This window comes from Shimazuella kribbensis DSM 45090 (genome assembly GCF_000428065.1).
GTDB lineage: Bacteria > Bacillota > Bacilli > Thermoactinomycetales > Thermoactinomycetaceae > Shimazuella > Shimazuella kribbensis.
In genome coordinates this window covers 156,877-183,485 of sequence record NZ_KE386621.1, presented here as the reverse complement: position 1 = coordinate 183,485, position 26,609 = coordinate 156,877, and the positions used below count along the sequence as shown (strand labels likewise).

Here is a 26,609-nt window from a genome sequence, read left to right as displayed (position 1 = left end):
TCTGCACCTCCATGCTGCCAGCTTTATCTTGAAAAATTTTATCTTATTCGTTTTTGTTTGTCCAATCAAATGATGATTCCATCGAAGGAACGATTCCATCCGTTGCCCATGCATTCCCTATAGAAGTGACATCTACGGCTTCTTCTTTCGAAGATGCAAAAGCCAGATCAATCACTTGCTCTAATCTTTTTACAGGTATAACCTCTATGTCTTTCAACTCTTTAAAGAGTGACTGCATGTTATCATAAGGAATAAAAACACGCTTTGCACCAGCTTGCCTTGCAGCATCTACTTTGGCGATAACTCCACCTACTGGTTTTACATTTCCATGAATGCTTAATTCTCCAGTCATAGCTAAGGAATTATCTACAGGTATCCCCTTAATTGCGGAATAAATCGCTGTTGCAATCGTGATACCTGCTGAGGGACCATCTAGCGGTATTCCACCTGGGAAATTGACATGTAAATGATAAGCTTCTGGATCAATATCTGTTTTTCGCAAAACGGTAATCACGTTTTCAATTGATCCACGAGCCATACTTTTACGCCTTAACGTTCTGCGATTACTGCCAAGTTCTTCTTCATCTACTACACCTGTTATTTGAATCGAACCATTACCTTTTGCTTTGGTTGCTGTTACTTCGACTTCGAGAATCATACCCATGTGATGACCATAAACCCCAAGCCCAGTAGCAAGTCCCACATGAGCTGTTACTGGCATTTTCAGATCAGGACGCGGGCTCAATTGGCTAACATGTACTACCCATTCTAAATCAGAGCATTCTACTCGATTGCGTCCATCTGTCATTGCCAAACCAACTGCTGTTTGCACCATATTCACTGCATCACGACCACTACTGGCATAACGCTCTAAAACAGTTATAGCATCAGGAGCATAAGCAAATGAAATTCGTTGTAATGCTTGTTCTGCTACTTGGCGTATTTCACTCGCTAAAAGTGGACGAAAGTAAATCTCCATACATCTTGATCGAATAGCTGCTGGAATTTCATCTGGAGTACGAGTAGTTGCTCCTATCAACCGAAAGTCAGCCGGCAGACCATTTTGAAAAATATCATGAATATGGTGAGGTGTGTTTTTATCTTCGCTACTGTAATAAGCACTTTCCAAAAACACCTTGCGATCCTCTAATACTTTTAAAAGCTTATTCATCTGGATGGAATGCAGTTCGCCAATTTCATCAATAAATAAGATACCACCATGAGCCTTGGTAACTGCACCTGGTTTAGGTTGAGGAATTCCAGCCATTCCCATCGCTCCAGCACCTTGATAAATAGGATCATGCACAGAACCAATCAAAGGATCTGCAATTCCTCGTTCATCAAATCTGGCAGTTGTAGCATCCAGCTCTACGAATCGTGAATGATCATTAAAAGGAGAATAGGCATTCTTTTTCGCTTCCGCCAAAATAACTCGCGCAGCAGCAGTTTTACCGACACCAGGCGGTCCATAAATAATAACATGTTGAGGATTAGGACCACAAAGGGCAGCTTTTAATGCACGAATCCCTTCCTCTTGTCCTACTATATCCGTCAAGGCAATAGGCCTTGTTTTCTCAGCGAGCGGTTCTGTCAACGAAATATTACGCATTTTCGTCAGCTTTTCCACTTCTTTTTTTGATTCTTTGTCAACTGCACTTTTGCTAGATTGTTGTGTTTTTAAGAGATTAAAAAAATACAATCCAATCACAATCGAAAAAAATACTTGTAAAATCATAACTATGGTAGTCCAGTTCATATAGGACATCCTTTCCCCTAAAAGTCCATCTACCTTTTTAGTATCACCGAAAAGGGGAAGAATATTTCCTCTAAACATAGGATTGTTAATTAAAGCCTTAACGTTTTTTCATATACATATCAAATGCCCAATGCAACATGGGTATAACAGGATAATCCCACTCACCTATAAGTTCACAAACATCTCCAGCGAAACCCACTTTGAATTTCAGTAGTTCAAACTGATGATGTTTTTCATCTAATGAGATACTCACACCGCGAAAATCAAAAGTATGATCTCCTTTTGCATGTGCATCTTGAATCATCTTCCACCGAAGCAAGTAACTTGCAGCATGGTCTGTTTTACGCAGTTGAGCACTATATAAATCCCAAACTTGACCATTTACTCGAATGGCTAAAGAAGCGCTTACCAATTGATCATTTTGGCGTGCATAATAAATTCGAATACGTGTAGGATCTTCTTGGGAGAGTTTATCTACCATTTTTTGAAAATACTCAATATCCCTTGACTCTTTTTGTTCTTGTTTTGCTTCTTGTGCCAGAAGAGCATGAAATTCATGAATATCCTGCAAACTCCCTACACTAACCTCCACCCCTTCCCATTCTGCTTGATTGATCTTCTTTTGCCAGATGGGATGAAAAGATGCAAACACTTGATCCAAACCTTTATTAGCCAAGTCCAGGCGGTACACAAAGTTTGGTTGAACAGTATCAAAACTATCCGATGCTATCTTTTGGCGCCAACCCATTTCAGATAGTTCTTGTTGGATAAATTCTACTTCTCGATACACTTGATTAGGCGGAAGATCTGTTATTTGTTTATTCTTTAGACCATGTGTCTGAAATTGAAGCATGCCATTGGTAATACTATCACTAGACCATTTTTTTCTAACGAGGGGGGGATCGATTTTAACACTGAAAACATTTCGTTGTTTTAAATGACGAAACAAAATATGAAACCAGTCTTTCAAGCTGTATTCGGTTGAGAACCAATCAATTAAGGGACCACGTGGTATGTATGCTAAAAATTTATTTAAGCCAGGTACTTTACGATATAATACATTGGTTCCGCCAACCATTTTACCTTCATTGTTCATCCAACCCAAAAACTCGCTTGACCACTTCCATTCAGCTTTTAAATCAGACCACGAAGGATACTGAAAAAAATTACGTAATGGGTGATTTTCTACGAAATTCATATAACCCTTTCGGTCGACCACCACTAATTTTAACAACTATTTTCACGCCTTTCTCTATGCTGTTACTTCTATGCCTCTAATACCATTAAAAAACAGTTCACCCGATAATAGGTAGAACTGCTATTTGTACTTGTCTGTAAATAGCTATTTCATTTTAGCACATCATACACAAATTGGACACAAAAATCGGACAACATCCTATATACATCGTACAAATTTTAGCTATATACTGGCGAATACCCTTCTATTTCACTCGCAAATCAGATCTGACATTAATATTTTCATATTTCCTGAAATTAGCTATTTTTCCTTGAAAAACATCTTTTTTTGTTAGATTTAACCAATATCGGAACTTTTCTCATTTGCTCCTAAAAAAATGGATTGATGAATTTCCCCTTCTTTCTGAATAAAACAATTTATCATGGTTTGATATACTTTCTCTACAATGAAAGCTTCTATGCCATATTCCTCTGCTAGCTTCTTCACCCTATAGATTACTTCTTCTACTCTATCTGGAGCCGAAACTTCTGCTTTATTTTGCTTATATTTTGCAGCTTCTCCTACGAATAACCTTCTTTTAGCTAAAAGTTTGACTATTTGTTCATCCAAAAGATCAATTTGTAACCTTATCTCTGCCATTCTCTGCTTATCCATTCTAGGCTCAACTCCTCTTATACTGGGCTTTATTGTAATCTTCTATCACCTTAAAGTCAAAAAAATCCGAAGAAAAAATAAAAAAAGAGACCCTGAAAGGGTCTTTAGACTTAAGCTGATTCTTCTTTTTTATTATTGACTACTCGACCTTCACGTGTTGTCAATTTTGGTGATTCTTTGTTAACCACTGCATCTTTCGTAATAGAACATTTCGTTACATCATCACGAGAAGGTAAATCGAACATGACATCGAGCATAATAGACTCAATAATCGAACGCAGCCCTCGAGCTCCGGTTTTTCGTTTGATAGCTTCAGCTGCAATTGCTTCAAGTGCTTCTTCTTCAAATTGCAGCTCGACACTATCCATCTCAAGCAATTTGGTATACTGCTTGACTAGTGCGTTCTTTGGTTCTGTCAAGATCTGGATCAAGGCATTTTCATCTAGTGGTTCCAATGTAGATACCACGGGAAGACGACCTACAAACTCAGGAATCAACCCAAATTTCAAAAGATCTTCTGGTAGAACCAATTTGAGATATTCACCGGGCTTCATCGTTACATTTTGCATATCCGATCCAAACCCGATCACTTTTTTACCGTTACGGCGTTTGATCAATGTTTCCAATCCATCAAATGCGCCACCACAAATAAACAAAATATTGCTGGTATCGATCTGGATAAATTCTTGATGTGGATGCTTACGTCCACCTTGTGGTGGCACACTAGCAACCGTACCTTCTAAAATTTTGAGCAGTGCTTGTTGAACACCTTCACCAGAAACATCACGTGTAATCGAAGGATTCTCTGATTTTCTAGCTACTTTATCGATCTCATCAATGTAAATAATTCCACGTTCTGCTTTTTCGACATCGAAGTCAGCAGCTTGGATCAATTTAAGGAGAATATTCTCCACATCTTCCCCTACATATCCTGCTTCCGTGAGTGAGGTAGCATCAGCGATCGCAAATGGTACATTTAAAATACGAGCCATCGTTTGAGCCAACAAAGTTTTCCCACTACCAGTTGGACCTAGTAACAAAATATTACTTTTGGACAACTCAACATCATCTGTTTTTGGTGTAGAATTAACTCGCTTGTAGTGATTATATACAGCAACAGAGAGCGATTTTTTCGCTAAATCTTGACCGATTACATACTGATCAAGAATATCTCTAATCTCTTGTGGTTTAGGTAAATTTTTAAGATCTAATTCTTCTTCACTGCCCAATTCTTCTTCCACAATCTCATTGCATAGTTCGATACACTCATCACAAATGTAAACGCCAGGTCCAGCAACTAATTTACGTACTTGATCTTGGGACTTCCCACAAAAAGAGCACTTTAATTGACCTTTTTCTTCATTAAACTTGAACAAGATCTTTCACCCCTTTCGATGTTAGATACGTACTAGTACGTCATCTACTAGTCCATATTTTTTCGCTTCTTCGGCACTCATAAAATTATCACGATCTGTGTCTTTGGCAATCTGTTCAAGCGATTGTCCTGTACGTTCTGCTAAAATACGATTTAGTTGGTCTTTTGTACGTAAAATCCAATCTGCATGAATCTTGATGTCTGACGCCTGTCCTCTCGCACCACCAAGCGGCTGATGGATCATGATCTCACTATTAGGCAATGCAAATCGTTTCCCTTTTTCACCAGCCGCGAGTAAAAATGCTCCCATACTAGCCGCAAGACCAATACACATCGTAGATACTGCTGGTCCAATAAACTGCATGGTATCAAAAATTGCCATCCCTGCGGTTACACTTCCGCCAGGAGAGTTTATGTACATGTGAATATCTTTTTCTGGATCTTCCGCTGCAAGAAACAATAATTGCGCCACTACTAAGTTAGCTATGTCGTCATCAATAGGACTACCAATAAAAATAATCCTGTCTTTGAGCAACCGGGAATAGATGTCATAAGCTCGTTCACCACGGTTGGACTGTTCTACCACCATTGGGACCAAGGGCACAGATTAACACCTCATTTTTAAGAAATACGACAATGCTACAGAACAAGGCACGTGAGAACGTGCCTTGAACTGAACAATCTCCTTATTCCATTATGCCGTATTTTTACGGTTCAATACAAGTAGATCGATAGTTTTCTTCCGCTTTAGAGAATCACGTAAGGATTCAATGTTACCTTGCTTTTTGATAAGATCTTTTACTTCTTCCACGTCACGTTTCATTTCTTCTGCTGTTTGCACGATTTCTGCTTCTACTTCTTCTTCTGTAACTTCTACGTTTTCTGCAATAGTAATTGCCTCAATTACAAGATCAGCACGTACTTTTTTACTTGCATCTTCTTTCATTTGTGCTTTGATATCACTTTCAGATTGACCAGTTAGCTGTGTATACAACTCAATGCTCAAACCTTGATAGCTCAAATTTTGTACAAAATGGCCAAACATGTGATCCACTTCATGGTTGATCATTGCCTCTGGAATATCTACTTGAGCATTCTTTGCTGCAACTTCAACAACTTGATTGCGAATATAATCTTCTTCTTCTTTTTTGAGTCGCTCTTCTAGTTTATGCTCCAAATCTTTTTTTAGATCAGCTAAAGTTTCCTCTTCGCTAACATCTTGAGCAAACTCATCATCAAGTTCAGGTAGGCTTAGTCGCTTGATTTCATGCAATTTCACTCGGAATGTTGCAGGTTTACCAGCTAGGTCCGTTGCCCGGTAGTCTTCAGGGAAAGTAACATCTACATCTCTTTCCTCTCCTAGCTCCATTCCAATAAGTTGTTCTTCAAAACCTGGAATAAAGGTGTTTGAACCGATTTCCAACGAATAATTATCTCCCTTACCGCCTTCAAAAGCTACACCATCTACAAAACCTTCAAAGTCAATTACAACGTTATCACCGTTTTCGATAGTCCCAGATTCAACTGGTTCTAAAGTTCCTTGTTGCTTTTGCATCTTTAAAAGTTCTTCATTTACAGCTTCTTCCGTTACAGAGAAATCTTTTTCTTCAATCTCTACACCTTTGTACTCACCTAGCGTAACTTCAGGTTTTACTGTTACAGTAGCAGTGAATATAAGGGATTTTCCTTTTTCCAGTTGCTCTACGTCTACTTCTGGACGATCCACTGGTTCAATTCCTGTTTCGCTAATAGCATCTTCATACGCTTTAGGCAAAAGAATATCTAATGCATCTTGGTACAAAGATTCAACTCCAAAACGTTTTTCGAATATTTGACGCGGGATTTTCCCTTTACGGAAACCAGGTACATTTACTTTTTTAGCAACTTTCTTAAATGCTTGGTCAAGCGCCGCAGATACTTGTTCTTCTGCCGCTTCTACAGTTAAAACCACTTGGTTATTATCTTTCTTTTCAAAACTAGCTGTCATCTAAAGAACCTCCTACAAGTCCATAAAATCTTTGCCGTATCAGCACTTACAACCACTTTATTATAAACACGTTGTTGTTTAAGCGCAATTAAATTAATCATTTGGGCATTTTTAGCAATATGTATATGGCCAGATAACACCTATTCTACAACAAATAGGCTGATGTGAGAAGATGGAACAATTTATTGAATCAACCTATTTTATATTTTAAAAAGCGTCATTTATGACATTTACTGTTGTTCGATGTAATAAAAAACATCTACTGATAAGCTGATCTTCCTAATCGAATAGGATAACAAAAGCCATTTATATTTATTTTTACATCATTCCAGCTTTTTTTGTACAAACTAACAACGAAAGCATTTTCCATACTTATGCAAGATGAGAGGAAAAAAAAATGTACCAAAGTTATTTTTCTAATCTGTTCCACATGGATGTTTGGATAGGAGCCTTTGTTACTTTTATTATTCCTTTTGGGATAAAAAAAATATTTGATTTCTTGCAGTCTAAGGAAAAAAAATCATAGGAAACAAGTTAACTTTTCTCACAATGAAGGGACACTCTGAAAATGAGGAATAAAAAGTGGCAGTCAGATAAACCAAAGGAAAAAACAGCTAAAAAAATGAATAATAGCAAAAACAACAACAAATCAGGTCACTTTTCGGACCAAATAACTTCCAATCTGAAGCAAGTGAAACAAGTTATTGGCCACAACTCGGACGTGATCTTTCGTTCATTTGAATTAGGCTTTACCAAATTACAAGCAACTATCGTCTACATTGATGGCATGATAGACAAAGACCTTATTCAAAACACGATATTAAAACAAATGATGCAAGAGTTACCTAAGAGCTATACAGAAGAAAATCTACCTACAAATCAAGATCTAATACAATGGATTCAAAATAATATTTTATCTATCAGTGAAATAAAAGAAGAAAGCAGCTTAGAGAACACCATTAACGCCATATTGACAGGTTCAACAATTTTATTCATTAACGGAAGCAACTCCGTTTTTATTCTTGGAACAAAGTCCATAAAATCCCGACCTAACGAAGAACCAATTACGGAAGCATTAGTACGAGGTCCTAGAGAAGGATTTAATGAAAATATAATAGATAACAAAATACTAATAAGGAGAGGACTCCCTGATCCAGCTTTGACAATAGATGAATACGAAATAGGAAAACAATCGAAAAAAAAATTATTGATTTTTTATCTTGATGGTATTACGAACCCTGATTTAATTACCATAACAAAAAAAAGAATAGAGAAAATCGATATCGATATTGTACTTGAATCAGGCTATATTGAGCAATTAATCGAAGATAATCATTATTCTCCGTTCCCACAAATACAAAGTACAGAACGTCCAGACCGTGTTATTAGTGCTTTATCACAAGGTAGGATAGCAATCCTTTTAGATGGCACACCATTTGCTTTAATTGTCCCAGTTACTTTTCCCATGCTTCTCCAATCACCAGAAGATTACTATGAACGTTGGATTCCAGGGACACTTATTCGCATACTTCGTTTTATCTCTGCTTACATTACGATTTTTTTACCATCTATCTATATCTCTTTTATTTCCTTTCATCAAGGATTAATTCCGACAAAACTAGCTATTTCCATTGCAGCTACAAGAGAAGGTGTTCCCTTCCCTTCTTTTATCGAAGCACTAATCATGGAAGTTTCTATAGAAATACTACGGGAAGCTGGGTTACGATTGCCAAGGCCTGTTGGTCAAACAGTTGGGTTAGTTGGAGGATTAGTAGTTGGCGAGGCTGCTGTAAAAGCTGGTATTGTTAGTCCTATCATGGTAATTATTGTAGCAATCACTGCCATCTCTTCTTTTGCGATACCTCAATATGGAGCAGGGATTGCACTTCGAATGTTGCGTTTTATATCCATGTTTTGTGCTGCTATATGGGGGTTATATGGGGTTCTCCTCTTCACACTCTTACTCTCTATTCATCTTTGTAAATTAAAAAGCTTTGGTGTCCCTTACATCTCCCCTGCCACGCCGTATCGTCTAGGTGATTGGAAAGATTTTATCATTCGCGTACCATTGTCAACTTTAAAGAAACGCCCTCAAATGTTACATACACTAGATAACATAGAAGATGATCAATGAATAGATGGGATGAAATCCATTGACAAAGCAAAAAGATTTTATTACAACATCACAAACAATTGTAGCCATATCTTCTCATATGACCTCCTTAGGCATCTTAACACTTCCAAGAGCGATTACAGAAGTTATAAAAACTCCTGATGGTTGGTTATCCATTTTGCTCGCAGGCTTACTACTGATTGGTTTTAGTATCATTTTGGTCAAACTTTGTCAGCGGTTCCCTCAACAAACTGTTTTTGAGTTCAGTCAAGTGATTCTTGGCAAATGGCTTGGTCAGTCACTCAGTTATGTATTGATTATTTATTTCATATTGTTAACTGGGTTTGAAATCAGAGGAATGGCGGAGGTAACCAAATTGTATTTGTTACCTCGAACACCTTTCATTGCTACCATTGTTCCCTTTATTTGTTTAGGGCTCTATTTAATTATAAGTGGAATTAACTCGATTGTTCGTTTGTTCGAGATTTTATTACCTCCTACGATTATTGTTTTTCTTTTAGTTAGCTTATTGAGTCTAAAAACTTTTGAATTAAATAATATACGTCCTGTATTGGGACTAGGAATCTGGCCTGTTATCAAAGGTTTGAATTCTACCTCTTTATCATTGACTGGTATTGAGTCATTACTCGTTCTCAGTTCCTTTATGAGAGAGCCTCGTAAAGCAATCAAAGCAGCCACCATCGGCATTTCCATCCCTTTATCTTTTTATGTAATCATTTTCATTTTTACAGTAGGAAGCTTAGGAGTAGCAGGGGTTACAACCAAAACATGGCCTGTTATCAGTTTATTTCGGCAATTCGAATTGACAGGGATTGTATTTGAACGATTTGAATCTTTCATGATTGCTGTTTGGATATTACAGATATTCACTACATTTGTGTCCGGTTATTATATGGCTTCTTTGGGATTTGCTCAGTTGACTCACAAAAAAATGAATCCCTTTATTTTTGGATTAGCACCCATTATGTATTTAACCGCAATGGCTCCAAGAAATATTAATGATGTATTTCATTTTGGAAATTTCCTTGGTTATTGCGGGGTAACTATTATTGTGGCTGTTTCATCCATATTGTTGATTATTGCGATAGTAAGGAGAAAAAAGCATGTTCCAGTTTCGTAACATTTCTCTTATCTTATGTTTATCCCTACTTTTAACTGGCTGTTGGGATAGTAAAGATATCGAGCAATTAGGTATGGAAGTTGGAGCAGCGCTTGACAAAGCTCCTCCTACACCTTCTGATGAAGGATATCGCAAGCAAAATATCATAAAACTAACAGTACAGAAAATTGATTCCAAACAAAAGGAAGGAGACAAGCAAAAAAAATATGAAAATATATCTGGTACAGGGGATTCCATAGTAGAAATATTTCGTGAATTTTCGTTAAAACAAGATAATGTCCCATATGGAGCCCATCTCAAAGTTCTTGTCATCGGCGAAAATTTAGCAAAAGAAAGGAATTTACAGCTTTTGCTTAACCTATATTTACGAACTTTTGAAGTCAGAGATAGTTGCAACTTGTTAATCGCCCATGGATCTGCTGCTAACACCTTGAAAATAAAGGGTGATGTTCCTGCTTTTATCCTATTTGGGATCGATACAAATAAATACAAAACAGCCCGATTGTTACCTGCTACCACCATTGGCAAAGCGGGAAGCTTGATGGCTTCTAAAAATAATTTTATCATCCAAAGTGTGAGCACCAAAAACGGGAAAGTAAAATTTAAAGGCGGGGCTGTCTTCAAAGGAAAAACAAATAAGCTAATTGGATTTCTTAGTGAAGAAGAAGTGGTAGGACTAAACTTTATAACTGGAAACATAAATGGAGGAGCACTTAAAGGGAAAGATCCAAAAACGAATCAAATGATTGTTTCGGATATATTGTCCGTAAAAAGCAAGGTAATCCCTCATATCAAAGGAAATCATATCTCCTTTAATGTCTCTATTGAATCCTCGGTTCGCTTAAATGAAGATTGGGTTCTTGCTGGAAATTCCTTTTCGAATAAATTTCTCCAACGAGTGGAAATCGCTATGAAAGAAGAAATAAAACGACTCCTTAACCAAACACTTCATAAGCTTCAAAAAGAATATCAAGTAGATGTGGCTGGTTTTGATGAACAACTACGGATTCACTACCCAAAAGAATGGGAACAAATCAAGCCAAATTGGAATAAACGTTTTAAAAACATACCTATCAAATATGAGATTAACGTTACCGTCAAAGATTATATGCTGGATGGAAAAAAGAAATAAGTTGATGCATCAAGCAAGTTCAACCTATCTTTTACAAGCTTGTAAATTTAATTTCGCTTATTCGAACTTGTTTTATTGAATAGATTTTTATCAGTCTTGGTGGGGTAAGGAGAAACAACATGTACAATTTCTGTAAAATCCCTTGTATCTTCATTATTTGTTTTTTCCTGATTCTAACAGGCTGTTGGGATAGCCTAGATATAGAAAGGTTAAATATTCACTTAGGAACCGCACTTGATAAAGCTCCTTCAACAGATGATTCAAAAGATGGATACCGAAAAAAAAATATCATCAAACTAACCACACAAAATATTGCTCACGAGCAGAAAAGCGGGCAGTCAGATCAAGGCGGGCAACCACAAAACAAATATGAAAATATGACTGGTACAGGAGATTCGATCATAGAAATAGTCCGGGGATTTTCTTCTGAAAACGATCATCCTTCATTTGGTCAACATCTAAAAGTAATCGTCATAGGAGAAGAACTGGCTCGCGAAATGAGTTTACAACTATTACTTAACCAACATTCCCGTACATCTGAAGTGAGAGATAGTTGCATTATACTAATCGCTCATGGATCCGCAGCAGACACATTAAAAATATCTGGTGATGTTCCATCCCTTCAGCTGATTGGAATCGAGAATAATAAATACAAAACAGCTAAACTGTTACCTACTCTTACTCTTGGTAAAACGGAAAGCAAAATGGATGAACATAGTAATTATATCATTCAAAGTGTCCATACTAAAAATAAGAAAGTTATATTTAATGGTGGAGCCATCTTCAAAGGGGAAACAAATAAACTGATTGGTTTTCTTAATGAAGAAGAAGCAACAGGATTAAACTGGATTACAGGAAACATAAAAGGAGGGCTAGTGAAAGGGAAAGATCCAAAAACAAAAAATCTCATCGTTTATAATATTTCATCTGCAACAAGCACAATTACCCCACATCTAAATGGAAATCAGATTACTTTTGATGTAAATATCAAGTCTACTGGAAATCTAAATGAAGATTGGGTGATGGCTGGTAATGCCTTTTCCAATAAATTTCTAAAAAGATCAGAGAACGCCATCAAGGAGGAAATAGAACGACTTATTCGTCAAACCATGAACAAGCTACAAAAGGAATATCAAGTGGATGTGGCTGGTTTTGGAGAACAACTACGCATTCATTATCCACAAGAATGGAATTTTCTCAAAAAGGATTGGAATAAACAATTTACAAATGTATCTGTCAAATATGAAATTAACATTGTCATAGACAATTATATGATAGAGGGCAAGAAAGAACTGGCAAAATAATCCCAACATGTTTTACTCCATCAATAAAGACCAGATTTCGAATAGAACTGAACTTTATGCTAATAAGTATGAACAGCCAATTTGAATAGCTAAAAAATTCCGGACATAAATAATCACCTTCCAAGATCTACACTAGGGATTCCTTTTTCATTTTTATGACATGAATATTTTCAAATATATCCAATATAAATAAAATTGCATGTCATGAAGTTTTCTAAGGGGGATTTGAATGTCAAGAAAGTTTTCTATCCGAGTCTGTCCCATTTTTGCGTTTGTTTTGTTCTTTGCCTTAACTTTAGGTTTACTCACACAACAAGCCTCAGCAAGCCCTGTAACTCCATTCAGCAACTTGAAAATAGCTACAGTAGATGGTCAAACCTATAACCCAGCAAAACATAAAAATATCGTTGCATTTATCGTATACCGCAATGCTGTCAATGGTAAACAGGTTCTTGGATTTTCTACTTTCCAAAAGTATCAAGCTTACAAACAACAACACCTAAAACCAAATACGAATGTGGTTAAAGCAGCAGCCTCTTCGTATTTTTATGAACATACATCCTTCGATAGTCGAGGTTTAGGAGCATACATCTCTTTGCCTGTAGGCAGTAATTACTACTATGTCGGAGATAGTTGGAATGATCGGATCTCTTCTGTTGATGTATATCCTTCTTCATCCGTAACTTTTTATCAACATTGGCATTACGAAGGGTATTATCTCACTCTTGTAAACAATGGAAGTAATTACTGGTTTCGAAATTTAACCAGCTACAACATGCCAAACGGTACAAATTGGAACGATCAAACATCCTCCATCACCTCTGGTTGGTAAAACGAATACACGCTACAATAATGGACCCCATCTGCTTTCATGCATGTGGGGTATTTTCGACTTATTCTCCTTCTGTATGAATATTTTTTATAAAAAACAAAGGAGGTATCAACTGTTCCTGAAAATATAGATAAAAGTAGAAATAAGTAGACAGATGTCTTTTTTCTAACTCTTTTATCAGAGGAAGAAGGATATTCGCGGATTCTCCCGAACATATATGTCCGGAATATACGTTCGAAAACAGTGAATCTATGACGATTGCATACAAAACCGAAATACATCCGAATTCCGAGCAAATCAAGAAAATCGTATCCTCCATCGGAGTTTGTCGTTTTTTGTACAACCAATATGTGGGGCATAATCTAGAATTGCTCCAACAAAAACAACGAATCCTTTCGGCGAATCAATTTGATAAAAAAGTGAACCATGTGCTGTCTCTCATTTATCCTTGGATCAAAGAATGTGGAAGCAAAGCGAGAAAGAAAAGCTTAGTGAATGCAGAAACAGCCTTTCAACGTTACTTCCAGCAAAAAGCAGGAAAACCACGGTTCAAAAAGAAACATGCCCAAACCGTGAAACTCTACTTTCCAAAAAACAATCCAAGGGATCTGGAAATAGAGCGTTATCGTATCAAACTTCCCACTTTGGGTTGGGTTCGACTGAAAGAAAAAGGCTATCTCTCCATCCATGGATCGGCTTCTAGTTGTACCATCGAACAAAAAGCCAATCGTTTCTATGTTTCGGTTCTATTTTCCTCCTTGTACGGGAAAAAAACAAAAAAAGGGAAAGCGAAATGGGTTTCAGATGGAGTAGGAATCGATCTGGGAATCAAAGATTTTGCGATTACCAGTCAGGGGCAAGTTTTCAGGAACATCAATAAGACTTCCGGCATCAAACGTACAGAGAAACGCTTGAGACGAGTGTAGCGAGCGTTATCTCGACAGTACGAATTTCAAAAAAAGCGAGGTGGAAAACCTGCTACAAAAAACGGAAGCAGCATAGCAAAAAACATCCTCCGAATCCAAAAGATTTATCTACGACTTGCTCGCATGAGAGATGCATCGTGCATGGGTGGTGAGTGTGATAGCGAAAACCAAGCCCGCATTTATCACCATTGAGAAACTCAATGTCCAAGGAATGAAGAAAAATCGGCATCTAGCAAAGTCGATTTCCGATCAGGGATTTTATGATTTCAAACAAAAGTTGGGAAATGCATGTCGCAAAATGGGAATCGAACGAAGGGAAGTAACAATGTTCTATCCCTCTAGTAAATTGTGTTCTCATTGCGGCTTAAAAAAAGTGAAATTATCCCTCTCGGAACGAGTGTTTTCCTGTGAACATTGTGGACGAAGCATCGATCGGGATCACAATGCTGCAATTAATTTGATGCAAGCAAAAGAATATGTTCTTCTCACCTAACGAGAGAACGCATTTGTACCGTGGGCTACACGGGAATTTACGCCTGTGGAGTGTTATAGCAAACTGTAGTAGCGAGTTTTGTGGCGAGACAGGACACGCAGAAGCAGGAAAACTCTAGCATAGGGATGTTTTTCTATGTTTTTAGTAGCAGATATTTCTTCCATGAAGCGGATAGAAACGATGATGGATCACCTATCAAGCGAATTAATTAAAAAACAAGATCCAGATGGTAAATGGTCATTTTGTTTTGAAAGTGGAATCATGACTGATGCATATATGTTGCTGTTGATGAAAGCTTTAGGGAAAAGACCAGATCACATAGAACAAATGCTTATTGACCGAATACTCGCCAAACAAACACAGCAGGGAACATGGACTTCCTTTCCGGATGAAAAACAAGGGAATCCCTCTGCAACAGTAGAAGCTACCTTAGCGCTTTTATATAGCGATAAATGCAACGCCACCCCCCAACTTGAAAAAGCAAAACAATATCTTTCTACACAGAATCGTTTGGATCAAGCAAATCCTCTAACTCGAACTGTACTAGCAATATTTGGACATTATCCATGGAATAACTTATCCAAATTACCCATTGAATTTTTTCTCCTTCCTACGTGGGGACCCATCCATTTTTTTGATTTTGTTGGTTATGCTCGTACCCATTTAGCTCCAATTATGTTAATTCAAGATCGGAAATTTGTTATCACGTTACCCAACTATGAAAGAGTTCTAAAATGGATGCCACAAAGCTCTTCTCATAAGAGAGTTTCAAATCGATTGAAAGAGAAGATATATCCTTTTCTTCCTCACAAACATCTCTTAAAAAATATTCGTCAGCAGGCTACTCGTTGGGGAGAAAAATTTTTACTCGATCGAATGGAACCAGATGGAACGTTGTATAACTGTATGACCACCACTTTTCTTCTCATTTTCGCTTTACTTGCTCTCGGTTACAAAAAAAATCATCCTATCATTGAAAAAGCTTATCGCTGTTTGCTCCAAGATTACTTATGCAACCTAAAAAATGAAGGACACATACAAGAGTCCAACTCTAATGTTTGGGACAGCGGTTTAACCCTTCATTCATTATTAGAAGCAGGTATAGATCCAAATCATCCAACCATACAAAGCGGGAAAAAGTATCTTCTTTCTAAACAACAATATTTACTTGGAGATTGGTCTCTTCACAATCCAGGTGTTGCACCTGGTGGATGGGGGTTTTCTGATCAAAATACAATAAATCCAGACATCGATGATACAACTGTCGCATTGCGGGTACTAACACCTTTCTATCGTGATAAAGCTGTCCAATTGGCTTGGAATCGAGGTGCCACTTGGTTATTATCCATGCAAAATAAAGATGGAGGTTGGCCTGCATTTGAAAAAGATACAGGAAAGGATTGGCAATCCTTCCTTCCTAACTTAGGCAGTAAAGTTTGGGGAGACCCTTCTATGGCAGATTTAACTGGAAGGTCATTAGAATTTTTGGGAAAATACACGACTTTTAACCATCAACAAGCTTCCATTGATAAAGCAAGGAAATGGCTAGAAAAAAACCAAAAGAAGGATGGCTCTTGGTTTGGAAGATGGGGAGTTTCTTATATCTATGGTACATGGGCAGCTCTTACTGGATTAGCAGCAATAAAAGTGCCGAGGGAAGACCCAACGATTAAAAAAGGAATCAAATGGTTGAAATCTGTTCAACATAAAGATGGTGGATGGGGAGAATCATGTTATAGCGATCAACGCATGACCTATATCAAACTACCTTTTTCAACCCCAGTCCAAACAGCTTGGGCTTTGGACGCACTGATTTCTTTTTATGATACGCCAACAGCAGAAATGGAAACAGGAATAACTCGTTTGCTCCAATTATTAGAAGAACGTGGAGAGGAATGGAAGTATCCTGTTGGCAGTGGGTTAGCAGGAGAGTTTTATGTTTATTATCATAGTTATCCTTATGTCTGGCCATTGATAACATTAAGTCATTATTACAAAAAATATAAAAAAATAGGAAAGATTCAAGAGTAATTCGTCTCACTTCGGACAAAAAATGCATACTCAGATACATTATTTTGGTCAGTGGATCGTTTAACTCGCTAGTACTAATCTCCAAAACTAATTTCTTTGTCTTTCATCTTTATCATTCAACAAAAGAGGAAGAATTAAAAAATCCTTTCTCAATGGCAAAAAACCTTTCTCTTTTTCAAGAGAAAGGTTTTTATTTGGCGTCCCCGGAGGGATTCGAACCCCCGACCCACAGCTTAGCATACCACTATGACTTTCATCACCAAAGATATTGTTTGTGGTCTGGACTATATCTTCACCATTTCAGGTGTGACACGTATAGTCTCTACGGAACCTCACGATAATCAGCAGCAAATTTGACATTTACCAATTGATTATTTTTCGGGGCTTTTACCCTCAAGTGAATCGACTTGAGCCTTTAAAACCCCTAAATCTCCTTTATGTTTTGTATGATGATACATATTCATCACCTCATAAGGAGATCGTAAGTTTCCTCGGTATTGCCATCAGCATTATCTGTTAAGGTTTCACCGATACAGTGTCATCCACTCTATAAGTTTCTGTTTCCTCATAGAGGCTCCTAATTGAAGGCTGTTGCTCTATCCAGCTGAGCTACAGAGACATAACAAAATTTATGATAACGCAATCGATCCTATTTGTCAATAAAAAATTTGACTATTATGTTGATGACTTATTTGAGAATCATCCTATACCGATAAGAGCACGAACAATGGGTTGGTGCCAAAAACAGAGAGATACCATGAATCCAAAATTTCAAAACCTGCTGGAAAATGCAAGGCAAGCAAGGAACATGGCCTACGCTCCCTACTCGAACTTCCCAGTGGGAGTAGCCGTTTTCGCTAACTCCAAAACCTTTACTGGAGGCGAATCAGGAGAACGCCCGTTCAAAGCTGGGAGTTTGTGCGGAGCAATCTTCTTTCAGCAGCATTCCTCAGACAGAAATGAAAACCTCCCTTCTTGGGAGGTGTATTGTCAATAAATGAAATAAGAATGGGCTGTGAGCTAATCCACTATAAAAGAAACGAGCCTCCAAGGTTGGGTACTCCATTTCCATTTGGTTCAAAATAATTCACTTTGATATGACGATCCTTATTCAAGTGAACAATTGCGTATGTAGGTACAGTATAACCACGAGGACTTTGAATACTGCCTGGGTTCAAAAATACTTTTCTTCCTTCTTGCTCACATAGCGGAAAATGAGAGTGTCCAAAACAAACAATATCTGCCTCTTTTTCCTGCGCTAGCAACGAAAGGGGTAAAAGACTGTTTTTCACTTGGTATCGGTGACCATGAGTAACATAAAAACGATAGCCTGCAAGGTTTACCTCTGCCTCATTGGCAACTTCTTCAAAGTCACAATTTCCTCTAACAACTGTCATAGCAACAGAAGGCAATTGCTTCTTTTCTGTACAAAAATCACCACAGTGAATCACATAATCAGCTTTTTCTTGTTCTACTATTTTTGCTAGTAAAGACGCTTTCCCATGTGAATCACTTGTCACAAGTACTTTCACCTTTTACACACCTTTCCCAAAGGACAATAGATACTCTAAAATGAATAAGTCGTCTTCAACCAATTCACTAGTTTTTGAGTTGCGATGGCCCGATGACTGATTTCATACTTTCGTTCACTTGGAAGCTGTGCCATGGTCATTTTTTCATTGGGGAGATAGAATATTGGATCATATCCAAATCCATTTTCCCCGAGAGGGGTGGTAATAATCTTCCCATGACATTCTCCACGGAAAAACTGCGTTGGTTGATTAGGGATAGCAACTGCCATTACGCAGACATAGTAAGCAGGAGGATGGTGCAACTCCAAATGATTTATTTCCTGTAACAATTTTTCGTTGTTCGCTTCATCCGTCGCATCTACTCCGGCATACCGTGCAGAGTATACACCCGGTTCTCCACCAAGATCAGGCACTACCACTCCTGAATCATCTGAAATAACGGGACCACCCAACCAATCAGAAATAATTTCTGCCTTCTTCGCGGCGTTCCCTTCAAAAGTAGGTTGATCTTCTATTATTTCTGGTACTCCATTTAAGTCATGTAATCCTTTCACTTGTAGACCAAATGGAGAAAATAAATCGACAAATTGTTTATGTTTGTGTTTGTTTGCGGTAGCAATAATAATAGAAGAAAAAGGCCAAGTCTGTTTACCCATTTTTTCCTCCAATAAAGTCTGCATTCTCTCCAAGTAGTTGTTTTTGAATAACAGTCAATTCACCTGTCCCTTTTTTAGCGAGAATCAACATTTCTTGTAATTGTTCAGGTGAGAATGGGTTTTCCTCCCCTGTACCTTGTATTTCTACAAATTTCCCTTTACCTGTCATGATTACATTCATATCCACTACAGCAGAAGAGTCTTCCTCATAACACAGATCCAAGCAGGTCATCTCTCCTACCACTCCCACACTAGTAGCAGAAAGAAAATCTTTGACCGGAAACCGCTTAAAAACTTGTTTTTGATAAAGAGGGATCAATGCATCTACCATCGCAACAAAAGCTCCTGTAATGGAAGTAGTTCTTGTACCGCCATCTGCTTGAATAACATCACAATCAATCCAGATTGTACGCTCGCCTAATGCTTTTAGATCAACAACAGAACGCAGTGCTCTGCCGATTAGTCTTTGAATTTCCATTGTACGACCAGTTACTTTGCCCTTGCTCGATTCCCTTATTGTTCTTACTCCTGTTGCACGAGGTAACATCGAATACTCTGCGGTAATCCAACCTTTGCCCGAGTTGCGTAAAAAAGGAGGAACTTTTTCCTCTACAGTAGCTGTACAAATAACTCGCGTGTCGCCTATCGATATAAGAACGGAGCCCTCAGCTGGTTTTATATAATCTCGAATGATCTCAACTCTACGTAATTGGTCATATTTTCTTCCGTCCGTTCGCAAGCGTCTTCCCCCCAGATTGTAGATAACTCAGTATAACATACGAAGCTTCTAATATTTAAATTAACCAACAAATTATACTCGTAACCCCATACAAAAAGCCATAATAACAAAAAAGCAGAGGTTTTTGCATTTCCTCTACTCTTTATAATCTTACAAGTGAGAAATTCACGGGTTTAAATCATGTGATAATAGAAGTAATGTTGACCGGATATCTACAATCCACTCGGATTTATGTGTTTTGGTCGAGTTACTGGCAGATCCACATTTTTACCTTGATTGTTTAACACACCAATTGTTGTCTTCCCATCTACTATGATTTTCACTTTGTTCGCATTCATATTTTGGGTTAAGGATAAAACGATGGAATCAAGTGCACTTTTTGAAGCAGCAGTTTGATCGTTGTATTGCAGTATTTCTTTACCGAAATTGGCAGTTATTTGTTTTCCGCTGAGTTTCACTTCTTTAATGGTAGTAGCTGTATCGAGTGGTCCAATGAGATGACTGTTTTCCAAAGGTCCTCTCACTAATTCTTTTACTACTGTTTCTCCCACATTTGTAGATCGGTTTACGAGTCGAGTGACTGGAACATAATGAATAGAATTATCTTCGGATTGACTTATGAAATAGAGAGTGACAGGCATACTTGCACTAATATCGACCCCATTAGCTACTTCTACGTTGATTCCATCAGCCCGCGTCAAACCTTGGGTGACAGACTTACCTTTTGGCATTACACTTAGATCTTTTCCTTCCATTTGGATATTCACCGATTTAATATTACGAAATCCAGTAAGGGTCCAAGTAATGGCATTTAAAATTTTCGTCTCATTTTGTGCAGTATAATTTCGAAATTCACGAGAAAAGTTTACAGTAGCAACTTCCTTTTTTATCTTTACTCCTAATACTTTTGTACCTTTTGGAAGCACGCTCTTTGTGCCTTTAGGAAGGACTTTAGCTGCAACAGACCCTTCTACCAGACACTCCAGTGAGCTTTTCGCTAATGATTTACCTTGCAGTTTAGCGGAAAAGGGCATTACGTAACCATCGTGATTCATCACATATAATTCCGTTATATGTCCTCTATCTTCCTTTTTCGAAGTTGCAGGGGCTTGTACGACACGAGCATCACCTTGAGGCGGATCAATTGGATTAGAAGCTTTTACATTTGGACCAGAAAAACAACCTGTTAGTGCAACCGGAAAAAGTAACATACAAACCATAGCTCTTGCTTTGTTTCGCATAATGGTCCTCCCATGGACTTGTTATTTATCTCATGTATACGAGTCCTTTGCGAAAAATAGGACAACTTTTTCCATAAAAAAACCATGTTGATCAAATTCTCAACATGGTTTAGGCTTTCAGCTTTTATTCGCATAACTCAATGTCACTTGCTCTGTCGCTATATTTAATCCAAGCCAGTCTCCAGCCAACTTTGAAAATTGCTCCACTTCACCTGTAGTAAAAAAACGATGCTTTTGATGTTTTGTAGCAAGCATCCTGCGATACTGTAAAATGGTACTCAATTCAGAAGCGGTCTCTTCTGCTGAACTAATGAGCTTCACACGCTCACCCATTGCTTTTTGAATAGAAGAAGCGAGCAAAGGATAATGAGTACATCCTAAAATCAACGTATCCATACCCAATCCTTGTAAAGGTTGCAAAGTTTCTGCAACCAATTCATCTGCATAAGAAGAATGACGTAATCCGTCTTCTACCAAAGGAACAAAACTTGGACATGCTAAAGAGTGGGTAATAATTTCTGGGTGAATACGTCTAAGGGTACGTTCATATGCTCCACTTTTCATGGTCCCGATTGTACCAATGATTCCAACTTCACCATTGATGGTACCCTTAATGGCGGCTCTTGCTCCTGGTTCAATAACACCCAAAACAGGGATAGAAACGAGTTCCCTCACATCATTTAAAGCTGCCGCTGTCGCCGTATTGCAAGCAATGACTATCGCTTTTAATGGAAATTGCAAAAGAAATTGAATGACTTCTAAGGTGAATTGTTTGACTTCTTCCGTTGTACGTGGTCCATAAGGTAAACGTTTTGTATCACCAAAGTAATAAATCGTCTCATGGGGAAGCTGTCTCATCATTTCTTTAACAACTGTTATTCCGCCTACTCCTGAGTCAAAAACACCAATTGCGTGGTTATTCATATATGTCGTTTGCTCCCTCCAAGTACCAGTACCACTTCTACAATAGGATATTACTATTATATAAAAAAGCAACCCCTTTAGTGACAAAGGGGTCTTCAGCTAATTCGTTGTTAACATTTGTTTATAAATTAATTGCAGGACTTGTTCTGTTTGTTGGGCTTGCTCTTGTGTAAACTTTTCAAGTATCCGATTAAGGTAAGCACGCCTTGCAGCTAATACTTCTTGGATGATACCTTGTCCGTATTCCAACATATGAATACGTACCACTCGACGGTCACGATCATCCCGAACTCGCGCTACCAGATTATTCTTTTCCATACGATCTATCAAATCTGTCATGGTGCTACAAGCTATATACATCTTTTGACTTAGTTCACCTATAGTCATATCTCCATCCTTATAGAGCCATATTAAAGCGGAAAACTGTGGTGGGGTAATTGGGAAATCTGCGAGAATATCACGGCCTTTATGTTTCATGATCACGCTAATTTCACGCAAGAAAAATTCAATTTCATTCACAGTTTCTGGCAGAATGGGCTGGTGTTTGTCCATAATACTCCCCTTAAAACTATTTATATACGAAACAGTAATAAAATTATAGAATAGAAAACATTCCATTACAAACACAAATGTCAACTTTTACAAAAAAATTGTTTACGTAAGTCTATCCATCAATTGCTGCATATCTTCAGGAAGGGGAGTATCCCACGTCATCCATTTCTTATGAGTAGGATGAAAGATCGAAATTCCCTTGGCATGTAGCGCTTGTCTAGAGATCAAAGGATCTGGATCTACTTTCCCATACAAAGTATCTCCCATTATAGGGTGTTCTATTGAAGCGAGGTGAAGGCGTATCTGATGAGTTCGACCTGTTTCTAATGTCAAACTCAGCACCGTTGCACCTTTTAGCTGTTTGACCGTCTCATAATGTGTGACTGCTTGTTTCCCATTTAATGGATCGATTACTCGTTCAATGATACTCGTCGGGGAGATTGCAATGGGCAAATCAATTGTCCCTTTCTGTGGTTCAACATGGCCATAACAAATAGCTATATATTTACGTTGGTAACGTTTTTGTTTCATTTGTTTTGACAACATCGCATGTGCATATGCATGTTTTGCGATCACCATCATACCAGAGGTATCTTTATCTAATCGCGTTACGGGACGAAAAGGATACGATTCCCCTCTTTTTTTGGCATAATAAGCTATCCCATTAGCTAGCGTGCCATCTTTATATCCCATGGTAGGATGTACAACAATCCCTGCTGGTTTATGGACAACTAATAAATCACTATCCTCGTAAACAACGGAAAAAGAGATGAACTGAGGTTCAATCCATGTATCTTCTGACGATTCCTCCAAACAAACTTCCACTATATCTCCTTCTATCAATCTAGCGGTATAGTAAATAATATTTTGATTTACCATAACTCGTTGTTCTTCACGCAATCGACGAAACATTCTTCGAGAAAAGTGAAATCTATTTTGTAAAATTTGCTTTAACATTTTTCCACTTTCGGAAGCATTCACTACAAATTGCAACTTTATCGCCTTCTCACTTGATTTCCATCCAAATCCTTCTCTATGATATCAAGTTTAGCGCAAATAGAAACCATACATGCAAGAAAAAATCCTCAGTTACTGAGGATTTGAATTAGAATATAAGTGGCATGCCACCCAGTGATTTGGTTTTGCTTCTTGCCAAATCGGTTCCACTTGTGCACAAACGGACATGGCATGTGGACAACGTGTCCGAAAACGACATCCACTAGGTGGATTTAAAGGAGAAGGGATTTCCCCTTTGATCCGGATCTTCTCTCTTTCTTTCGCCTGTATCGGATCAGGGATCGGCGCAGTAGACAATAACCCTTGTGTATAGGGATGAAGCGGCTCACTATACAGAGCATCACTGTCTGCTAATTCCGCCATTTTCCCCAAATACATCACACCAACTCGATCACTGATATATTTAACCATGGAAAGATCATGAGCAATAAAAAGATAGGTTAACCCTTTTTCTTTTTGCAACTTTCTCATCAAATTGACCACTTGAGCTTGAACAGAAACGTCAAGGGCTGAAATGGGTTCATCGGCAATAATGAACTTCGGTTCCATCGCAAGTGCTCGCGCGATTCCAATCCTTTGTCTCTGACCACCGCTAAATTCGTGTGGGTAACGAGTAGCATGACTTTTGTTTAATCCAACCGTCTCCAGCAATTCACAGACAATTTCTTGTCTTGATTTACCATTAGAAAGCTCATGAATATCCAGTCCTTCTGCAATAATATCCATCACTGTTTTGCGAGGATTTAGAGATGCATAGGGATCTTGGAAAATCATTTGCATATCACGGCGAAATTTCTTTTGATTTTTCCCTCGCAACTTATGAATATTTTTGCCTTCAAAGAGAACTTCCCCATTCGTTGCATCATAAAGATTAATAATGGTTCGCCCAGCGGTAGATTTTCCACAACCGGATTCTCCCACTAATCCAAAGGTTTCTCCTGGCATCACTTCAAACGAAATACCATCAACCGCTTTTAAAACTCTGTTTCGATCCAATTGAAAATGTTTTTCTAACCCTTTTACCTTTAAAATTGGCTCAGTCAATCTACCCACCTCCTCTCAGGCTCTATCGGACTTTTCACTTCTGGTGCATTTGGATGCTGTAACCAACAAGCAACTTGGTGCGAACTGGACGATTTAGTCACTTCTGGCATTTCTTCTTGGCAAATTTTCATCGCATGCGGACATCTACCTGTAAACGGACAACCAGCAGGCGGATTTACTAGACTAGGGCATGAACCAGGAATCGAAGCCAATTCTTGATCTCTATTCTGATCCAATTTTGGCATAGATTGCAGTAATCCCCACGTATACGGATGCTGTGGATTGTAGAAAATTTCATCCAATGTCCCAGACTCTACTATTTTCCCCGCATACATGACAGCAACTCGATCTGCAATTTCTGCCACTACTCCTAAATCGTGGGTAATAAATACAATCGAAGATCCTGTTTTGGTTTGAAGATTTTTTAACAGATCAATGATCTGCGCTTGAATCGTAACATCCAAAGCAGTTGTAGGCTCATCCGCGATCAAGAGTTTAGGTGAACATGCAAGAGCCATTGCAATCATTGCTCGTTGTCGCATCCCACCACTAAATTGATGAGGAAACTGTTCTACACGTTCAGAAGGGCTAGGAATACCAACAATTTTTAGTAATTCAATTGCTCGTTCCTTCGCTTCTTTAGCCGATAACTTTTGGTGCTTGATCAAACTCTCTGAAATTTGATTCCCTATGCGAATGGTTGGATTTAAAGAAGTCATTGGATCTTGGAATATCATTGCAATTTCTTTTCCACGAATTTTTTGCATCTCTATTTCTGATAACTTTGTTAAATCACGGCCACCATAAAGAACTTTACCTTTATCTATCTTTGCTGGCGGTTGTGGAATAAGACGCATAACTGTTTGAAAGGTAACACTCTTTCCGCTACCTGACTCCCCAACAAATGCAACTACTTCCCCTTCTCCAACTGTAAAATCAACACCACGTATCGCTTTTACTTCTGTATCTTGAGAACGAAAGGAAACATGAAGGTCAGACACTTCCAATATTGGTTTCATCCTTACTCCCTCCTTACTTTTTCATTTTTGGATCTAGCGCATCTCTCATGCCATCTCCAATCAAGTTAAAGGACAACATGATAATACATAACACTAAAGCAGGCCAAAACAATTGAAACGGGAACAGTTGCAGCGTTCGGTATCCATCACTCACCAAAATCCCCAAACTTGCTGATGGCGGGCGAAGTCCAAGTCCAATAAAACTTAGAAAAGCTTCAAAGAAAATGGCAGATGGAATCGAAAATGTCACTGCAATAATAATTGGGCCCATAACATTGGGAATCAAATGTTTAAAGAGTATACGATAATGACTAGCACCCATTGTACGGGCTGCTAATACGTATTCTTGCGTTTTTAATTTTAAAATCTGTGCCCTTACTATCCTTGCCATTGGTACCCAACCTGTAAAAGATAGAGCGACAGCGATAGGAAGAACCCCTGGTTCTAAGTACATCATTAACAAAATGATAATTACTAAATTTGGAATCGAATACATAATCTCTAAAATGCGTTGCATGATCGCATCCACTCGACCTCCAAAATAACCAGAAATCCCACCAAATGTAACTCCAATAACGACATCAAGAAAAGCAGCAATGAAAGCAATTAATAACGAAACTTTGGCCCCATACCAAACTCGTTGCCACAGATCTCGACCCAAACTATCCGTACCCAAATAATGATCTCCTGAACTCTCTTGGTTCGTTATCGTTAAATTTTGAGAGTGATAGTTATGCTCATTAAATAAAGGCCCTATAAAAGCAATTAACAACAATAAGACAATCAGTATTAACCCAATAAGGGCTCCCTTATTGCTTTTAAATCGTATCCAAGCATCTTTCCAATAACCCTTTTGTGGCGCTAAGACTTCGCTATTTTTTTCGGAAAGGGCAAGGGGTTCAAACCAGTTTTTTTCCCATTTTTTTGGTGTATTCATATCCCA

General features: G+C 38.1%; 24 protein-coding genes. 8 read left to right on the top strand and 16 right to left on the bottom strand.

All coding sequences use genetic code 11. The features are described 5' to 3' along the window. Window positions 1-43 precede the first annotated feature (43 nt). The 6 genes from lonB to tig form a co-directional block, all read right to left on the bottom strand. Window positions 44-1,756 carry an ATP-dependent protease LonB gene (gene lonB / locus A3GQ_RS25430; protein WP_083964372.1) on the bottom strand — a complete coding sequence of 571 codons (1,713 nt, stop codon included), beginning with the start codon at window positions 1,754-1,756 and terminating at the stop codon, window positions 44-46. 97 nt (window positions 1,757-1,853) lie between these two features. After that, window positions 1,854-2,990 carry a lipid II:glycine glycyltransferase FemX gene (locus A3GQ_RS0122645; protein ID WP_028778945.1) on the bottom strand — a complete coding sequence of 379 codons (1,137 nt, stop codon included), beginning with the start codon at window positions 2,988-2,990 and terminating at the stop codon, window positions 1,854-1,856. A 300-nt stretch (window positions 2,991-3,290) separates the two neighbouring features. Further along, on the bottom strand, window positions 3,291-3,608 hold the full coding sequence (locus A3GQ_RS25425) for a chorismate mutase (protein ID WP_037465933.1): 318 nt from the start codon (window positions 3,606-3,608) through the stop codon (window positions 3,291-3,293). Window positions 3,609-3,718: 110 nt separating this feature from the next. Next, complete coding sequence (clpX, locus tag A3GQ_RS0122635) at window positions 3,719-4,984, bottom strand: ATP-dependent protease ATP-binding subunit ClpX (RefSeq protein ID WP_028778944.1); 1,266 nt, start codon at window positions 4,982-4,984, stop codon at window positions 3,719-3,721. Between the two features lie 21 nt (window positions 4,985-5,005). Further along, window positions 5,006-5,587, bottom strand: coding sequence for an ATP-dependent Clp endopeptidase proteolytic subunit ClpP (gene clpP, locus A3GQ_RS0122630; RefSeq protein ID WP_028778943.1), 582 nt, complete (start codon window positions 5,585-5,587; stop codon window positions 5,006-5,008). A 90-nt stretch (window positions 5,588-5,677) separates the two neighbouring features. Beyond that, window positions 5,678-6,970: a trigger factor gene (tig, locus tag A3GQ_RS0122625; protein WP_028778942.1), complete on the bottom strand. Its 1,293-nt coding sequence runs from the start codon at window positions 6,968-6,970 to the stop codon at window positions 5,678-5,680. Window positions 6,971-7,538: 568 nt separating this feature from the next. On the opposite strand from tig, the gene A3GQ_RS0122615 reads away from it, so the two are divergent. The 8 genes from A3GQ_RS0122615 (at window position 7,539) to A3GQ_RS0122585 (ending at window position 16,942) form a co-directional block, all read left to right on the top strand. After that, window positions 7,539-9,104 carry a spore germination protein gene (locus tag A3GQ_RS0122615; RefSeq protein WP_028778941.1) on the top strand — a complete coding sequence of 522 codons (1,566 nt, stop codon included), beginning with the start codon at window positions 7,539-7,541 and terminating at the stop codon, window positions 9,102-9,104. 19 nt (window positions 9,105-9,123) lie between these two features. After that, on the top strand, window positions 9,124-10,224 hold the full coding sequence (locus A3GQ_RS0122610; RefSeq protein ID WP_028778940.1) for a GerAB/ArcD/ProY family transporter: 1,101 nt from the start codon (window positions 9,124-9,126) through the stop codon (window positions 10,222-10,224). Beyond that, on the top strand, window positions 10,208-11,356 hold the full coding sequence (locus tag A3GQ_RS0122605) for a Ger(x)C family spore germination protein (RefSeq protein ID WP_037465929.1): 1,149 nt from the start codon (window positions 10,208-10,210) through the stop codon (window positions 11,354-11,356). The genes A3GQ_RS0122610 and A3GQ_RS0122605 overlap by 17 nt, the downstream gene beginning before the upstream one ends. Before the next feature lie 119 nt (window positions 11,357-11,475). Continuing rightward, a complete protein-coding gene (locus A3GQ_RS0122600) occupies window positions 11,476-12,660 on the top strand; it encodes a Ger(x)C family spore germination protein (RefSeq protein ID WP_051272297.1) in 1,185 nt (394 codons plus the stop codon). 229 nt (window positions 12,661-12,889) lie between these two features. Further along, window positions 12,890-13,492: a beta/gamma crystallin domain-containing protein gene (locus A3GQ_RS0122595; RefSeq protein WP_028778937.1), complete on the top strand. Its 603-nt coding sequence runs from the start codon at window positions 12,890-12,892 to the stop codon at window positions 13,490-13,492. A 251-nt stretch (window positions 13,493-13,743) separates the two neighbouring features. Next, the gene (locus tag A3GQ_RS28165; RefSeq protein ID WP_245596886.1) at window positions 13,744-14,418 is read left to right on the top strand and encodes an RNA-guided endonuclease InsQ/TnpB family protein; all 675 of its coding nucleotides are present in this window, start codon (window positions 13,744-13,746) and stop codon (window positions 14,416-14,418) included. A gap of 154 nt (window positions 14,419-14,572) precedes the next feature. Continuing rightward, on the top strand, window positions 14,573-14,911 hold the full coding sequence (locus A3GQ_RS28160; protein WP_245596884.1) for an RNA-guided endonuclease InsQ/TnpB family protein: 339 nt from the start codon (window positions 14,573-14,575) through the stop codon (window positions 14,909-14,911). Window positions 14,912-15,046: 135 nt separating this feature from the next. Further along, on the top strand, window positions 15,047-16,942 hold the full coding sequence (locus tag A3GQ_RS0122585) for a prenyltransferase/squalene oxidase repeat-containing protein (RefSeq protein ID WP_051272294.1): 1,896 nt from the start codon (window positions 15,047-15,049) through the stop codon (window positions 16,940-16,942). A gap of 1,028 nt (window positions 16,943-17,970) precedes the next feature. Here the strand turns inward: A3GQ_RS0122585 and A3GQ_RS0122570 are convergent. The 10 genes from A3GQ_RS0122570 to A3GQ_RS0122525 all read right to left on the bottom strand — a co-directional run bounded on the left by A3GQ_RS0122570 (window position 17,971) and on the right by A3GQ_RS0122525 (window position 26,603). Continuing rightward, window positions 17,971-18,474, bottom strand: a complete 504-nt coding sequence (locus A3GQ_RS0122570; protein ID WP_028778934.1) for a metallophosphoesterase family protein — start codon at window positions 18,472-18,474, stop codon at window positions 17,971-17,973. A gap of 35 nt (window positions 18,475-18,509) precedes the next feature. Further along, window positions 18,510-19,130, bottom strand: a complete 621-nt coding sequence (locus A3GQ_RS0122565) for an XTP/dITP diphosphatase (RefSeq protein ID WP_028778933.1) — start codon at window positions 19,128-19,130, stop codon at window positions 18,510-18,512. Continuing rightward, complete coding sequence (gene rph / locus A3GQ_RS0122560) at window positions 19,123-19,869, bottom strand: ribonuclease PH (protein WP_028778932.1); 747 nt, start codon at window positions 19,867-19,869, stop codon at window positions 19,123-19,125. Before rph ends, A3GQ_RS0122565 begins: the two co-directional genes overlap by 8 nt. Window positions 19,870-20,081: 212 nt before the next feature. After that, window positions 20,082-21,110, bottom strand: coding sequence for a GerMN domain-containing protein (locus A3GQ_RS0122555; RefSeq protein ID WP_051272291.1), 1,029 nt, complete (start codon window positions 21,108-21,110; stop codon window positions 20,082-20,084). A 117-nt stretch (window positions 21,111-21,227) separates the two neighbouring features. Continuing rightward, a complete protein-coding gene (racE, locus tag A3GQ_RS0122550) occupies window positions 21,228-22,034 on the bottom strand; it encodes a glutamate racemase (RefSeq protein ID WP_028778930.1) in 807 nt (268 codons plus the stop codon). Between the two features lie 99 nt (window positions 22,035-22,133). Next, on the bottom strand, window positions 22,134-22,586 hold the full coding sequence (locus A3GQ_RS0122545) for a MarR family winged helix-turn-helix transcriptional regulator (RefSeq protein WP_037465927.1): 453 nt from the start codon (window positions 22,584-22,586) through the stop codon (window positions 22,134-22,136). A gap of 102 nt (window positions 22,587-22,688) precedes the next feature. Continuing rightward, window positions 22,689-23,579, bottom strand: a complete 891-nt coding sequence (locus tag A3GQ_RS0122540; RefSeq protein WP_051272289.1) for an RluA family pseudouridine synthase — start codon at window positions 23,577-23,579, stop codon at window positions 22,689-22,691. Window positions 23,580-23,675: 96 nt separating this feature from the next. Continuing rightward, window positions 23,676-24,647 (bottom strand): ABC transporter ATP-binding protein, encoded by a 972-nt coding sequence (locus A3GQ_RS0122535; RefSeq protein WP_028778927.1) that lies wholly within the window; start codon window positions 24,645-24,647, stop codon window positions 23,676-23,678. Then, entirely contained in the window at window positions 24,644-25,666 is a 1,023-nt protein-coding gene (locus A3GQ_RS0122530; RefSeq protein ID WP_028778926.1) for an ABC transporter ATP-binding protein, read from the bottom strand. Before A3GQ_RS0122530 ends, A3GQ_RS0122535 begins: the two co-directional genes overlap by 4 nt. A gap of 13 nt (window positions 25,667-25,679) precedes the next feature. Next, window positions 25,680-26,603, bottom strand: a complete 924-nt coding sequence (locus tag A3GQ_RS0122525; protein WP_028778925.1) for an ABC transporter permease — start codon at window positions 26,601-26,603, stop codon at window positions 25,680-25,682. Window positions 26,604-26,609 lie beyond the last annotated feature (6 nt).

Coding starts and splice junctions, on each gene's coding strand:
- lonB (WP_083964372.1), bottom strand. CDS start 1,756: ATGAACTGGACTACCATAGTTATGATTTTACAAGTATTTTTTTCGATT.
- A3GQ_RS25425 (WP_037465933.1), bottom strand. CDS start 3,608: ATGGATAAGCAGAGAATGGCAGAGATAAGGTTACAAATTGATCTTTTG.
- tig (WP_028778942.1), bottom strand. CDS start 6,970: ATGACAGCTAGTTTTGAAAAGAAAGATAATAACCAAGTGGTTTTAACT.
- A3GQ_RS0122615 (WP_028778941.1), top strand. CDS start 7,539: ATGAGGAATAAAAAGTGGCAGTCAGATAAACCAAAGGAAAAAACAGCT.
- A3GQ_RS0122605 (WP_037465929.1), top strand. CDS start 10,208: ATGTTCCAGTTTCGTAACATTTCTCTTATCTTATGTTTATCCCTACTT.
- A3GQ_RS0122600 (WP_051272297.1), top strand. CDS start 11,476: ATGTACAATTTCTGTAAAATCCCTTGTATCTTCATTATTTGTTTTTTC.
- A3GQ_RS0122595 (WP_028778937.1), top strand. CDS start 12,890: ATGTCAAGAAAGTTTTCTATCCGAGTCTGTCCCATTTTTGCGTTTGTT.
- A3GQ_RS28165 (WP_245596886.1), top strand. CDS start 13,744: ATGACGATTGCATACAAAACCGAAATACATCCGAATTCCGAGCAAATC.
- A3GQ_RS0122585 (WP_051272294.1), top strand. CDS start 15,047: ATGTTTTTAGTAGCAGATATTTCTTCCATGAAGCGGATAGAAACGATG.
- A3GQ_RS0122565 (WP_028778933.1), bottom strand. CDS start 19,130: ATGGGTAAACAGACTTGGCCTTTTTCTTCTATTATTATTGCTACCGCA.
- A3GQ_RS0122555 (WP_051272291.1), bottom strand. CDS start 21,110: ATGCGAAACAAAGCAAGAGCTATGGTTTGTATGTTACTTTTTCCGGTT.
- racE (WP_028778930.1), bottom strand. CDS start 22,034: ATGAATAACCACGCAATTGGTGTTTTTGACTCAGGAGTAGGCGGAATA.
- A3GQ_RS0122545 (WP_037465927.1), bottom strand. CDS start 22,586: ATGGACAAACACCAGCCCATTCTGCCAGAAACTGTGAATGAAATTGAA.
- A3GQ_RS0122530 (WP_028778926.1), bottom strand. CDS start 25,666: ATGAAACCAATATTGGAAGTGTCTGACCTTCATGTTTCCTTTCGTTCT.
- A3GQ_RS0122525 (WP_028778925.1), bottom strand. CDS start 26,603: ATGAATACACCAAAAAAATGGGAAAAAAACTGGTTTGAACCCCTTGCC.